General features: G+C 50.1%; 13 protein-coding genes. 3 read left to right on the plus strand and 10 right to left on the minus strand.

Going from position 1 to position 12,745, the window contains the following annotated elements; translation table 11 throughout:
* Position 1: 1 nt before the first annotated feature.
* From hslU to topA, 3 genes are all read right to left on the minus strand, one after another.
* Positions 2 to 1,423 (minus strand): ATP-dependent protease ATPase subunit HslU, encoded by a 1,422-nt coding sequence (gene hslU / locus C8J48_RS07675; protein ID WP_107725718.1) that lies wholly within the window; start codon positions 1,421 to 1,423, stop codon positions 2 to 4.
* Between the two features lie 2 nt (positions 1,424 to 1,425).
* A complete protein-coding gene (gene hslV / locus C8J48_RS07680; protein WP_107725719.1) occupies positions 1,426 to 1,965 on the minus strand; it encodes an ATP-dependent protease subunit HslV in 540 nt (179 codons plus the stop codon).
* Positions 1,966 to 2,255: 290 nt separating this feature from the next.
* The gene (gene topA / locus C8J48_RS07685) at positions 2,256 to 4,331 is read right to left on the minus strand and encodes a type I DNA topoisomerase (RefSeq protein WP_107725720.1); all 2,076 of its coding nucleotides are present in this window, start codon (positions 4,329 to 4,331) and stop codon (positions 2,256 to 2,258) included.
* Between the two features lie 400 nt (positions 4,332 to 4,731).
* Here topA and C8J48_RS07690 point away from each other — a divergent pair, with 400 nt between their 5' ends.
* Complete coding sequence (locus tag C8J48_RS07690; protein ID WP_211316604.1) at positions 4,732 to 5,229, plus strand: hypothetical protein; 498 nt, start codon at positions 4,732 to 4,734, stop codon at positions 5,227 to 5,229.
* Between the two features lie 70 nt (positions 5,230 to 5,299).
* Here the strand turns inward: C8J48_RS07690 and dprA are convergent, their stop codons facing one another.
* From dprA to C8J48_RS07715, 6 genes are all read right to left on the minus strand, one after another.
* Complete coding sequence (gene dprA, locus C8J48_RS07695; protein WP_107725721.1) at positions 5,300 to 6,421, minus strand: DNA-processing protein DprA; 1,122 nt, start codon at positions 6,419 to 6,421, stop codon at positions 5,300 to 5,302.
* Positions 6,422 to 6,552: 131 nt separating this feature from the next.
* Positions 6,553 to 7,458: a succinate--CoA ligase subunit alpha gene (gene sucD / locus C8J48_RS07700; RefSeq protein WP_107725722.1), complete on the minus strand. Its 906-nt coding sequence runs from the start codon at positions 7,456 to 7,458 to the stop codon at positions 6,553 to 6,555.
* Between the two features lie 40 nt (positions 7,459 to 7,498).
* Positions 7,499 to 8,659: an ADP-forming succinate--CoA ligase subunit beta gene (gene sucC, locus C8J48_RS07705; RefSeq protein WP_107725723.1), complete on the minus strand. Its 1,161-nt coding sequence runs from the start codon at positions 8,657 to 8,659 to the stop codon at positions 7,499 to 7,501.
* Positions 8,660 to 8,748: 89 nt separating this feature from the next.
* Positions 8,749 to 9,819 (minus strand): hypothetical protein, encoded by a 1,071-nt coding sequence (locus tag C8J48_RS07710; protein WP_146160462.1) that lies wholly within the window; start codon positions 9,817 to 9,819, stop codon positions 8,749 to 8,751.
* Between the two features lie 65 nt (positions 9,820 to 9,884).
* Positions 9,885 to 10,025 (minus strand): hypothetical protein, encoded by a 141-nt coding sequence (locus C8J48_RS18700; protein WP_170105273.1) that lies wholly within the window; start codon positions 10,023 to 10,025, stop codon positions 9,885 to 9,887.
* Between the two features lie 160 nt (positions 10,026 to 10,185).
* The gene (locus C8J48_RS07715; RefSeq protein WP_107725725.1) at positions 10,186 to 10,443 is read right to left on the minus strand and encodes a hypothetical protein; all 258 of its coding nucleotides are present in this window, start codon (positions 10,441 to 10,443) and stop codon (positions 10,186 to 10,188) included.
* 145 nt (positions 10,444 to 10,588) lie between these two features.
* Between C8J48_RS07715 and C8J48_RS07720 the strand changes: the two genes are divergently transcribed.
* Positions 10,589 to 11,065, plus strand: a complete 477-nt coding sequence (locus tag C8J48_RS07720) for a cupredoxin domain-containing protein (RefSeq protein WP_107725726.1) — start codon at positions 10,589 to 10,591, stop codon at positions 11,063 to 11,065.
* Positions 11,066 to 11,113: 48 nt separating this feature from the next.
* Here the strand turns inward: C8J48_RS07720 and C8J48_RS07725 are convergent, their stop codons facing one another.
* Complete coding sequence (locus C8J48_RS07725) at positions 11,114 to 11,794, minus strand: 4'-phosphopantetheinyl transferase family protein (protein WP_107725727.1); 681 nt, start codon at positions 11,792 to 11,794, stop codon at positions 11,114 to 11,116.
* A 206-nt stretch (positions 11,795 to 12,000) separates the two neighbouring features.
* Between C8J48_RS07725 and C8J48_RS07730 the strand changes: the two genes are divergently transcribed.
* Positions 12,001 to 12,432, plus strand: a complete 432-nt coding sequence (locus C8J48_RS07730; protein ID WP_107725728.1) for a hypothetical protein — start codon at positions 12,001 to 12,003, stop codon at positions 12,430 to 12,432.
* The last annotated feature ends 313 nt before the right edge of the window (positions 12,433 to 12,745 follow it).

Here is a 12,745-nt window from a genome sequence, read left to right on the forward strand (position 1 = left end):
GTTATAAAATATATTGGCTTAGATCCTGATTGCCCGCAATATCCCCCAACCGTTCCCGCACATAGACAGGTGTAATCTGAATCTCCTCCAAAGTAATATCCGGCGCTTCAAAGGAAAGCTCCTCCAGCAAACGCTCTAACATCGTATGGAGGCGACGGGCACCGATGTTTTCCGTGTCGCGGTTCACCTCTGCTGCCAAGCGGGCAATTTCCTCAATCGCCTCAGCGGTAAAGGTAACCTTAATTCCCTCGGTTTCCAGTAGAGCGGTATATTGCTTGAGTAAAGCCCCTTTGGGTTCCGTCAGAATACGCACAAAATCTGCGGTAGTCAGATCCTTCAATTCCACCCGGATCGGAAACCGCCCCTGCAACTCAGGAATCATATCCGAAGGTTTGGCGATGTGGAATGCACCGGCCGCGATAAAAAGAACATGATCGGTATGTACCGGGCCGTATTTGGTCATAATCGTAGAGCCTTCCACGATTGGCAGAATATCCCGCTGTACACCTTCACGGGAAACATCCGGTCCTCCCCGCTGATCCTTGCCTGCAATTTTATCCACTTCATCGATAAAAATTATCCCCGATTCCTCCACCCGCTTCAAGGATTCCTGTTGCACCTGATCCATATCGATCAGCTTCTGTCCTTCTTCATGGATCAGCACCTTGCGGGCCTCTTTTACGGGAAGACGACGTTTTTTCGTCTTTTTCGGCATAAACTGCCCCAGCATCTCCTGCATATTGATGCCCATCTGCTCCGCACCGGAGCCGGCAAACATATCAAACATCGGCATCTGATCTTCCACTTCAATCTCGATAACCTCATCCTCCAGCATTCCAGCCTTTAGTTGGCGCCGGATTTGCAGGCGACGCTGTTCAACCTTGCGATGCTTTTCATCCTCTTCCTGATCGGTGCGATCGGTCTGTTGATTGGTTTGAAAAAACATTTCTAAGGGATTCTTAAAATTGGCCCCCTGCCCCTTATCAGACGGAACCAGGATGGATACAATCCGCTCATCCGCCATCTCTTCCGCTTTCTCTTTCACTTGTTCCAGCTTTTCCGCCTTAACGATACGGATAGCGGTTTCCACCAAATCGCGCACCATCGACTCCACATCCCGACCGACATAACCCACTTCCGTAAATTTAGTCGCTTCCACTTTTACAAAAGGAGCCCCCACCAATTTGGCGAGACGGCGAGCGATTTCCGTCTTCCCTACTCCGGTAGGACCGATCATCAGGATATTTTTTGGAACCACCTCATCCTTCAGTTCATCCGGCAACATCGTGCGGCGATAGCGGTTACGGAGCGCCACCGCTACGGCTCGCTTCGCTTCTTGCTGACCCACGATATATTTATCCAATTCCGATACAATTTGGCGCGGCGTCCACCGCTGCCGGGCCGATGCTTCTGATGCAGCCATCATCACGCCTCCTCTACTACGATCTGGTCATTGGTAAACACGCAGACTTCACTGGCAATCCGCAAAGCCGCTTCGGCGATCTCCTTGGCCGACATATCCGCTGCATGCCGTTTTAATGCCCGCCCAGCGGAAAGTGCATAACTCCCTCCCGAACCGATAGCTACCATACCATCATCCGGTTCAATCACTTCACCGTTGCCGGAGACAAGCAAGAGATCTTCTTTATCCATCACAATCAACATCGCTTCCAAGCGGCGCAATACTTTATCTGCACGCCATTCCTTGGCCAGTTCCACCGCTGCCCGCGGAAGATTGCCGTGAAATTCCTCTAGCTTACCCTCAAACTTTTCAAATAAGGTGACGGCATCTGCCACCGATCCAGCAAAACCCGCTACTACTTTGCCGCGATACAGGCGGCGCACCTTCTTGGCTTGGTGTTTCATCACCATCTGATTGCCGAAGGTTACCTGGCCATCCCCCGCCATGGCACCGCTTTGTCCATGCTGGATCGCAAAAATCGTGGTCGCGTGAAACGTTTCCATGTAAACCTCCCGCTCCGTCATCGATAACGGAGTCACTCGTTATTTCGTTCCAGACAAAAAAGCAGCGATTCCACTCGCAGCAATCTCGTTCGGTTTTGTTATTGTTGTCGTCAAGTGTCAATCCTTCCCAAACTCCACCTCATCGTATCATACGCCCTTTCACCCCGCAACTGGGGAGACGAGATATAAACTAATATTCAGATAAAGGGGGAGCTGTAATTTTTCGCTATATCAATCGCGCATCAATTTAGCGCCAGCTTATAAGCTGGCGCCAGATATGCGATGAGACGCTAGTTTTTTTCTTCTTCATAATCGCATTGGGTACAGCGAATCAAGGTTCCTTTTTTACGCCGTTTTTCCACCATCAGCCCTTCACAGCGCGGGCAGGGACGCGGGTCCGGTTTGTCCCAAGAGACAAAGTCACACTCAGGATAGCGGTTGCAACCGTAAAAGGTACGTTGTTTTTTGCTCTTACGTTCCACGATTTCCCCTTGTTTACATTTGGGACAGGTTACCCCCGTCGATTTGATAATCGGCTTGGTGTTGCGGCAGTCTGGGAAGCCAGAACAGGCGAGAAACTTGCCATAACGGCCAAATTTGTACACCATGGGCTGACCGCACTTTTCACAATCTTCATCAGCGACCTCATCTTTGATCTCCACTTCCTTCATTTGCTCCTCAGCTACCACCAGCCGCTTTTCAAATTTCTCATAAAACCGCTCCAAAATCTCCACCCAGTCTACTTGACCCTCTTCTACATGATCCAGTTTTTCTTCCATATTAACCGTAAAGGTTACATCCAATATCTCCGGGAAAAACTCCTCCATCAAGGAGATCACGATTTCACCCAGCTCCGAAGGAACTAAACGACGATCCTCCAGTTGGACATATCCCCGTTTTTGGATGGTATCGATTGTAGGCGCGTATGTGCTGGGACGTCCAATTCCCTTTTCCTCCAACGTCTTCACCAGACGGGCCTCTGTATAGCGCGGCGGCGGCTGGGTGAAATGTTGTTTCGGGTCGATCGATTTTCGTTTTAATGGTTGCCCCACTTCTAAGGCGGGTAGGTATTTATCCTCTTCTTTTTTGTTATCGTCGTTGCCCTCTACATACACCTTTATAAAACCAGGGAACTTCACCTTCGACCCGGTCGCGCGAAAAAGGGCATCGCCTACACGGATGTCTGCGGAGACCGCATCCAACACTGCCGGTGCCATCTGGCTAGCGACAAACCGTTCCCAGATCAACTTATACAGCCGCATCTGATCCCGGCCCAAGTACCCTTTTAAGGAGTCTGGTGTGCGCAGGGCTGAAGTGGGACGGATCGCTTCGTGTGCATCTTGGGCACCCGCTTTTTTCTTATGGGTACGCGGTTTCGCCGGCAGATAGGAAGAACCGAATGTCTCCTTGATATAGTTTCCCACCTCTTCCTGGGCAGTCGGGGAAATACGGGTGGAATCGGTACGCATATAAGTGATAAGACCGACGGTGCCTTCCTTTTTCCCCAAATCGACCCCTTCATATAGCTGCTGTGCCAGCGCCATCGTTTTCCCGGCGCGAAAATTAAGCTTGCGCGCCGCTTCCTGCTGCAATGAACTGGTGATAAACGGAGGCGCCGGGTTGCGTCGACGATCGCTTTTCTTTACTTCTTCCACCGTAAATCGCTTACCCTTGATCGCTTCCAACAGGCGTTGGACATCCTGTTCATTCTTTAGATCCGCTTTTTTCTTGCCATAGCCGTAAAACTTGGCTTCAAACGTCTCTTTGTCAACGATCAGGTGAGCGGTAACCGTCCAGTATTCCTCCGGTTTAAAAGTGCGTATCTCGTTTTCGCGGTCGATGATCAACTTCACCGCCACCGACTGTACGCGGCCTGCGCTCAACCCTTTTTTCACTTTTTTCCACAGGATAGGACTGATGTTGTAACCTACTAAACGGTCTAAAATACGGCGGGCTTGTTGAGCCTGCACCAGATCCATATCGATCTTGCGTGGATGGCGAAACGCATCTTTTACCGCCTGCTTGGTGATCTCGTTAAACACCACCCGACATTCTTCATCCAACTCCAGATTGAGACTGTGGGCGAGGTGATAGGCGATCGCTTCCCCTTCTCGATCAGGGTCCGCCGCCAAATAGACGCGCTTTACTTTTTTGCGCGCATCCCGCAACTCTTTTAGTACATCCCCTTTGCCACGAATCGTGATGTATTTCGGTTCAAATCGATTTTCTGTATCCACGCCCAATTGACTTTTGGGCAAATCCCGCACATGGCCCATCGATGCCTTGACGATATATTTCTTTCCCAAGTACTTCCCGATCGTCTTGGCCTTGGCGGGCGATTCGACGATGACGAGTGAATCAGCCATCAAGCAACCCCCTTCTTGAAGACGCTCAATCGTAGCAGATAAAAATCAATCTGCCCCGTTCTTTTTCCACCATACCCTTGTAAGATATCAAATTTATGGTTTAACAAGCAATATGCACGAATTCGCAAATGATTTTTCTACAGTTGGTACCATATCATGCTTCCCCCCCAAAATCCAGTAAAAACCCTTCCTTTGCACGATTCATGCCAACGACGAGCTGACTCACTTATACTCACCCGGATGGATTCTACCTGCAAGCTACTCCTTATACCCCTATATAATCCTTAAAATAGTAAGATCGAACTAAATATGCGATTTTTGTGGAAATCGAAGCACGCTTTATTGTAATCTTGAGATGCATTGTCGATATTTTTATTATGATAAATAAGGAGACATCATGATGGAAGAACAAGTACAATCGTATCAGCCCGAAGAAGTCCCCGCTGAGATTCAAAAATGGAACTGGGGTGCTTTTTTCCTAAACTGGATTTGGGGAATTGCCCATGGTGTTTGGATTTCTCTGTTATGCTTTATTCCTGTTGTTAATCTTGGAGTCGCCATTTATCTAGGACTTAAAGGAAATGAATTGGCCTGGAAAGCAAAAGCGTGGGAAAGCGTCGAGCACTTTCTACACAAGCAACGTCAGTGGTCTAAGTGGGGTATCATCATTTTTTGTGTTTCGATCGCCCTTAGCATCATTTCCGCCATTGTCGGTACAGTATTGATTGGCGGCTTGATTGGCGGCGTCATGGGGGATGTAAACGATTTGAATCAAGAAATACAAAATTTTGAAGATATCCAACAAGATTTGAATGATATGGAACAAGAGTTTAACCAAGAAACAGACGGATTTGACTCTGACTTTGACTCCGATTTTGATTCTGACTCTGAATTTTGATTTTCATTCTCCATCCAAAAAACAACCGGTCGGTGATCGCCGATCGGTTGTTTTCTTTTTACCGCCAGGGTTATCCCCTTCTCCTTTGAAAGCGTGCACCCGGAAGTTGTTTCACAATCCCTTTCAACTGCAGCTGGATCAAATCCTGATGGAGAAAATCAAGTGGCCGTTCAACGGAAGCGGCCAACTCTTCCAGGGATAGCGGTCCTCGCTCCAAGTAAGCCAACAAAACCGCCTCTTCCTCCGTCAGTTCCAGTTTTTCTTCCATCGTATCTTCACTGTGATCAGAAGGTACAGGAGCATCGAGACGGTGATCAAATTCCTCAAAAATATCCTGCACTGTTACCACACATTTGGCACCTTGTTGAATCAGTCGCAATGCTCCTTGGCTCTGTGTGGAATGGATTGGTCCTGGTACGGCAAATACTTCCCTCCCCTGTTCCATGCTGCAATCGGCGGTAATGAGGGAGCCGCTTTTTTCCGCTGCTTCCACCACGATCGTCCCCCAGCTCAATCCGCTGATAATACGATTCCGCTGTGGAAACAACCCCGGATGGGGGCGTGTACCTGGCGGCACCTCCGATACAACTGCGCCCGCCTGCACGATTCGCGCATACAGATCACGATGGTGTTTGGGGTAGACGACATCCACTCCCGAACCCAATACCGCCACGGTTTTCCCACTCGCCCCCAAAGCGGCACTGTGAGCTAAGCCATCCACCCCTGCCGCCATGCCACTGATAACCACCCACCCAGCTGCAGCCACTTTTTCAGCCAAGGTGGCAGCCGCATCTTTTCCATAGACTGTCGGCTTACGCGTTCCTACAATTGCTAACCCTGGTTGGGCCAACAGACTCGCATCCCCTTTTACATACAATACCCATGGCGGTTGTGGCAGCTCCTTTAACAGGGAAGGGTATTCGGTATCCCAACGGGTAACGGTATGTATCCTCCGCTTCTCCATCTCCAAGCGGACCTGGTTAACCCATTCGGCTGTCCATTTAGAAGCGATCCGCGTCAATACTCCGGAACGGACTCCCCGCTCCCGCGCGTTTTTTGCCACCGTTTCCGTCCACGGGGTAGAAGGGTCCCACCCCGCATCCAACAAATGACACAAGGTATGCCATCCGATTCCCTGAATCTGATGCATCGCGATTAGACCATCCCGCTTCTCCCACCTGATTAGCGGCATCAGCTGTCCTCCCTCTTGTTGGTCTGTAAGTTCAAAGAGTCTGTCACTTTGAGAGTACCCGACTCCCTTTCCTAACCTTCATTGATAATAAAAAAAGGGACCTCCTGTAAGAGGTCCCCTCCTATTTGTTGTTAGTTCTTCGTGATGCAATCCGCCAGAAGGCCTTTCTCTTCCAGAACCTGGCTGAGCGTTTCGCCGATAACTGCAGGGGTGGGAGCAACAGCAACGCCACACTCTTTCAGCTTCGCGATTTTTTCCGCTGCCGTACCCTTTCCGCCAGAGATAATCGCCCCGGCGTGACCCATCCGCTTTCCTGGAGGTGCGGTTTGACCACCGATAAAGCTGACCACCGGTTTGGTCATATTGGCGCGAATCCACTCTGCCGCTTCTTCCTCCGCGGTACCGCCAATCTCCCCGATCATAATGACTGCTGCTGTATCCGCATCCTGTTCAAATTCTTTTAGCACATCGATAAAATCGGTGCCGTTGACCGGGTCCCCACCGATTCCGACGGCGGTGGATTGCCCAATCCCACGAGTGGTCAGTTGGTGAACCGCCTCATAGGTGAGCGTTCCGCTACGGGAGACAATCCCTACTTTTCCGGGAGTATGAATATAACCGGGCATAATTCCGATTTTGCACTCACCGGGGGTAATGACGCCTGGACAGTTGGGACCGACCAAGCGTGTTTTCTTCCCTTCCATATACCGGCGTACTTTTACCATATCCAACACCGGAATTCCTTCCGTGATGCAAACGACCAAATCCAATTCCGCATCCACCGCTTCCATGATGGCGTCAGCGGCGAAAGCGGGGGGGACATAGATGGCGGAAGCGTTGGCGCCGGTAGCTTCTACCGCCTCTTTCACCGTGTTGAAGACCGGAACTCCTTCCACCTCGGTGCCGCCTTTGCCGGGGGTCACCCCGCCGACGATCTTGGTGCCGTATTCGATTGCTTGCTTGGTATGGAATAGCCCATTGGATCCTGTAATACCTTGGGTGATCACTTTCGTATCTTGATTGACAAAGATGCTCAAGGTTGAACCCGCCTTTCCCGTTGAGTTGGTGTGGAGCCCGTCACTTCACCAGTGAAACGATCTTCTGCGCGGCATCTTCCATCGAATCCGCAGCCGTGATAGCAAGGCCAGACTCATTGAGGATCTTTTTCCCCAGTTCGACGTTAGTCCCTTCCAACCGGACCACTAGCGGACGATCCAAGCCGACTTGTTTGGCCGCCTCCACCACGCCGTTGGCAATGACGTCACATTTCATGATGCCACCGAAGATATTAACCAGAATCCCTTTTACATGGGGATCGTCCAAAATGATTTTAAACGCTTCCGTCACCTTCTCAGTGGTGGCACCGCCTCCCACATCGAGGAAGTTGGCCGGTTCCCCGCCGTAGTGTTTAATGATGTCCATAGTGGCCATAGCAAGACCGGCACCGTTCACCATACAACCGATATTGCCGTCTAGTGCGATATAGGAGAGGTCGTATTTGGAGGCTTGGATCTCTTTGGGGTCTTCCTCATCCAGATCCCGCAACTCCACAATGTCGGTATGGCGATACAACGCGTTGGAATCAAAGTTCAGCTTGGCGTCCAACGCCATTACACGACCGTCTTCCGTGGTGATCAGCGGATTGATCTCAGCCAAGGAAGCATCTTTATCGACAAAGGCTTGATACAGTCCCAGCATAAATTTGACCGCTTGGTTGGTCAGATTTTTGGGAATACCGATGGCATAGGCTAGTTGACGGGCTTGGAAAGGTGACAGGCCCACCGCGGGATCTACCGTCACTTTTTTTATCTTTTCCGGAGTGTTGGCAGCTACTTCTTCAATCTCGGTTCCGCCTTCCTCCGAGGCCATCATCGTAACACGGTTGTGGGAGCGATCGATCACCACACCGACGTAATATTCCTTTTGGATGGCGCATCCTTCTTCGACTAAGAGGCGCTTTACTTCTTTTCCTTCTGGACCGGTTTGATGCGTGACCAACGTTTTGCCCAAAAGCTCGGTGGCAATCGCTTTCACTTCATCCAAGCTGCGAGCCAGCTTCACTCCACCGGCCTTTCCACGTCCACCAGCGTGAATCTGGGCTTTTACCACCCAGAGGTCACCACCGAGGTTTTGGGCCGCCTCCACCGCCTCATCTGGCGAAAAAGCCACTTGGCCGCGGGGAACCACCGCTCCGTACTGTTTTAAGACTTCTTTTCCTTGGTACTCATGTACGTTCATGCTCCATCCCCCTATCCATCAAAATGTTTCCGTTTTTGGTTGCGATCACTTGAAGACCGGCCCCAGCCACATCGAGCGGGGATTTTCGCTCACCCTTTTCCGGCTAAGGAACGAGCCTGTCGGTCAATGCCATGGCAAGGGATGATGGGCCCTTTTTCCAGACGATAACCGTTTTCAAAAATCTCCACTGGACGAACCTGTTCGGCTCTCTGAAAGTATAGCGTAAGAAGCAGCTCTTTGCCAACCGCCGCTCGATTGTTATGATTACAGGCATGCGCCTTGCGCAGCCATTGGCGTACCGCCTCTTCCCCATCGGCGGACGGCGGATACGGATCTTGTTTTTGCTCTGGTACGCCGGTCGCCATTAACTCTCCCTCCAAAAGCGATCGAATATCCTCCGATGAAAGCGATTGTGGAAGCAAGAGCTCCTGCGCCCGTCTGTAGCCGCTATCTTCCCCTTCAAACAAATACGTTTCCGCACCGTAAACAAGCAAAAAGCGGTGCTCATCCAACAGCTGAAGCGAAGCGGGCTGACTCAATCCACGCACTTCCACTTCATAAGCAGGAAAAAGCGAAGCGCCTTCCAGCTCTCCCGGATCGGAGATTTGAAATTCCGACTGGGTCAACATATTGATCCATTGTTCGTCTCCCTCATCCGACCAATCCGATTGTTGGCCGGTATCGCGAGCGTGCAGGCGGAAAGATGATCCGGCGGTAATCTCAGTCAACCGTTGTTGGGCCAATGCAGCCATCGATACCGCATAAAGATCGTGGGCCACTTCTCCCCGGTATCGCTTTCCGCGCCAATAAGCGCCATCACTCCCCAGGCGAAAAAGAAAAGGCTCCTCTCCTCGAATACGGATAACCCAAACCAACGGATAGTCGCGATCAATCAGATCATGCGCTGAAACGGATTTTCCTGATGCTTGCAGCAGCTTGTTCCAATCCCTTATGTAGGCGCGTTGGGTCATGTCCAACCGCTTTCCTTCCGGAGTGATTAAGCCGGCTTCCTGAACCACCTTTTCCTCACCGTTGACCACTAATCGGATCGGTTGATCAAAGCGGTCGTCCGTTTGCGAAGATGCTGTCTCCGCCTGGGACAACGGTCCATAATCGAGGGAACATCCTCCCAGCAGCGACGGAATCAGCAACCACGCCAACCATCGCCGGACAACACCCACGAAAGGGAGGGCTGATCGCTCAGCCCTCCGCCGTGTTTCATTTTTCACTTGAGGAAAAAGGCCAACACGCCCCCAACCAGCGCGATGCCCATAAAAAAGGCGGTAAAAACCATCGTTCCCACGACCATGTCCAGAAAATCGTTTTCCCGGTTTTCGTGGTTGTTGGAGTTTACATCGGTGCTCATGATCCACCCTCCTGCATTTTAGCCTTTTTATAGAGGCCTGTCTTTGCGTGGAACGGATAAGTTCCGCGATACAACTTCCTTGTACAGTATAGCATGCTTTTGCGGCGGGGAAAACAATCACTCGAGCGAAAGATGCCCCCTAGCCATCAAGCCCCTTTCCTCAATCAACCCCAATCATACCCGTACTCCCCGTCATCCCGCATCTTGAAAAAGACCAGTCTTCCAATGCGGCAGCCAACACCCGCTCCCGTTTAAATCGTCGATACGCGCGCTTGTGCAGACAATAGACCAGAATATCTGCTCGACTTATCGACTGAACTCGTACCCATCGCTGTGTGATACATCCCTTTTGATCCAAGTAAATCATTTGCACAGGGACTTCTTGTCGAATTGCTTGCCGCAAGGTTTCATCAATCATTGCACTCACATCCGGAACATTTGTTCTTGAACCTTATTATATGCAAACCGATCAAATTGATTCAATTTCTAAATTTTGGAGTCCCCCTGGATTAAAGCGGTTGCTTTCGGTTAACACTAACTAAAAAGAATAAGGAGGGAGTCCATTGATCACTTCCCGCCAGTGGTTGCAGCTTAGTCTCGCATTTGTATTTGTTCTGATCGGAACGACTGCCCTGCGTCCCATTCCATGGACGAACGGTAACACAATGATGGAAGAAGTGGAGGAGGTGGCAACGCCGCCTCACGAAGAGCAAACGTACCATCTGGTCACCACCGAGTTTGAAACCCGGATCGGAGGAAAAGTGATCGAGGTGTACCGCTGGGACCCTGGAGTGATCGTTGTTCACAAAGGAGACCGGGTTCGTCTAGTTCTACACGGAATCCACGGCAAGGAGCATCATTTCACCCTGGAAGGCTATAATCAATCAGGAACCGTTAAAAAAGGACAATCCACCACCGTTCGCTTTGAAGCCGACCGAGCAGGTACCTTTCGCTTAATCTGCCACAACCATCAGCAAAAAGAAAACAAAGGTCCGATGATCGCTTATATCACCGTATTGGATCAGGAATCCTCTTCGTAATAAGATAAAAAAACCCCTGGATTGGTTCCAGGGGCTGATTATCCTCGCTTACAAAAACCCTTTTCGTACACACAACGCCGCCTCATACCCTGGAGTAATATGAATCGAAACCACTTCCCATTGGGCTCCCTCACAATCTACATGTTCGTAATGATCCGGTTGCCACCCAACTGAAAAACCGGGAAGAGAACGGGATAATCCCTCTCCTGCCGCTTTAACCACTGCTTCTTTGCGCGTCCATAATCGAAAAAAAGCCACTTGCCGATCCTTTTCCTGCAATTGGATCCATTCCGCCTTCTCCGAAGCGCTCATCACCAGATCCGCCAGCTTATCTACTTCCATCTCGGGACGGATCCGTTCCAAATCTACACCTACAGGGGAATGAGCGGAAACAGCAATACAAACATAATCGTGGGAATGGGAAAGATTAAATGCCCAATCATATCCCTGTAACATCGGCTTTCCATACGGGCCATATTGAAAACGAAGGGATTCCGGCTTTTTTCCTGTCAAAGACGATAAAAGGTAACGTAACAACCCTCTGCTTACAATAAATCGTTCTCGATCCCGTGGCCGAATCAGACGTCGAGCACGGTCCACTTCTTCCGCCGACAAACAATTTTCCATGTTTTCTACTAAGGAAAGCGGCTGATCCAATGAGGCCCACCATATGTGAACGCTCCCCACTTGCTTTTCGTTCAATTCTGAAAGCCATTCGGAGATAGACATCTATTCACCCCGCTACACCGATAGTAAAAGGGTATCATCTTGTTCATTTTGACACTCCTTACTACCGTAACAGTCATCAATTAAGACGCAATAAAAGAAAATCAGCGTTTTTGTAATCCTTCCTCCGTCTCGTTTACTAGCCTCACTCCCATCACCCGTGATATAGTTGAGGAACCATCATACGTATCAACATAGGAGGATAACCTTTGCAAGTCCACTTTCAAACACCCCATCAATATGTCTTTGTCTACGAAAATGTGAAACACCTGCTTCTGCTGTGGCCCAAAGAGGCGAAAAAGCAGTTGTATATCGCGGAAGAACGGAATGAGACGCTAGAGTTGCTCTATCCCGGCGAAACCTATGAAGAGATGATATTGGATCAAGTGGACTCGATCTTTTTTTGTCAGTTAGAGACGGAAGACGGTCTGGTGCCGGTTGTGCTAGGTGCGACGTTTCGCTATCGCGAGAGGGTGATAGCCATGTACTACAACCGTGAGAATCCCAATGGTCCCCCCTTCTTTTTCGCTCTTGAAAATGGAGACTTAATCGATATTCCCGATGAGGAATACGAGGCGGTGGTACGTACGTTTTTACGCGAGTTTCCTGAATATATCCAAGATGGGGAGAAGCATGGGTGATCGCCATCAATCACGGGTCAACGTAAACACCGATATTTCAGGGCGGCACCAAAACCGAAACGGCAATATGGTGGTCCCAATTCCTCTATTGGTATAAAGCACTGTTTCCTTGACCGTATAAAGTCCGCTCGGATACTTCCCACCCATGGGCGGTGTCACAATGGGATCGAAAAACGGGAGACGAATCTGTCCGCCATGACTATGGCCAGAAAGTTGAAAATCGATTGATAGAGGCAAATCACAGTCAATGGGTTTCCCCGATGATTTTTGTTTTGTGAAAAGCTCTCCCTTCTCGCGGGAGAGCTTTGGCTTT

The sequence above is a fragment of the Desmospora activa DSM 45169 genome (assembly GCF_003046315.1).
GTDB lineage: Bacteria > Bacillota > Bacilli > Thermoactinomycetales > DSM-45169 > Desmospora > Desmospora activa.

Coding starts and splice junctions, on each gene's coding strand:
- C8J48_RS07690 (WP_211316604.1), top strand. CDS start 4,732: ATGGAAGAACAAGTACAATCGTATCAGCCCGAAGAAGTCCCCGCTGAG.
- dprA (WP_107725721.1), bottom strand. CDS start 6,421: ATGCCGCTAATCAGGTGGGAGAAGCGGGATGGTCTAATCGCGATGCAT.
- topA (WP_107725720.1), bottom strand. CDS start 4,331: ATGGCTGATTCACTCGTCATCGTCGAATCGCCCGCCAAGGCCAAGACG.
- hslV (WP_107725719.1), bottom strand. CDS start 1,965: ATGGAAACGTTTCACGCGACCACGATTTTTGCGATCCAGCATGGACAA.
- C8J48_RS07715 (WP_107725725.1), bottom strand. CDS start 10,443: ATGATTGATGAAACCTTGCGGCAAGCAATTCGACAAGAAGTCCCTGTG.
- hslU (WP_107725718.1), bottom strand. CDS start 1,423: ATGGCTGCATCAGAAGCATCGGCCCGGCAGCGGTGGACGCCGCGCCAA.
- C8J48_RS07725 (WP_107725727.1), bottom strand. CDS start 11,794: ATGTCTATCTCCGAATGGCTTTCAGAATTGAACGAAAAGCAAGTGGGG.
- C8J48_RS18700 (WP_170105273.1), bottom strand. CDS start 10,025: ATGAGCACCGATGTAAACTCCAACAACCACGAAAACCGGGAAAACGAT.
- sucC (WP_107725723.1), bottom strand. CDS start 8,659: ATGAACGTACATGAGTACCAAGGAAAAGAAGTCTTAAAACAGTACGGA.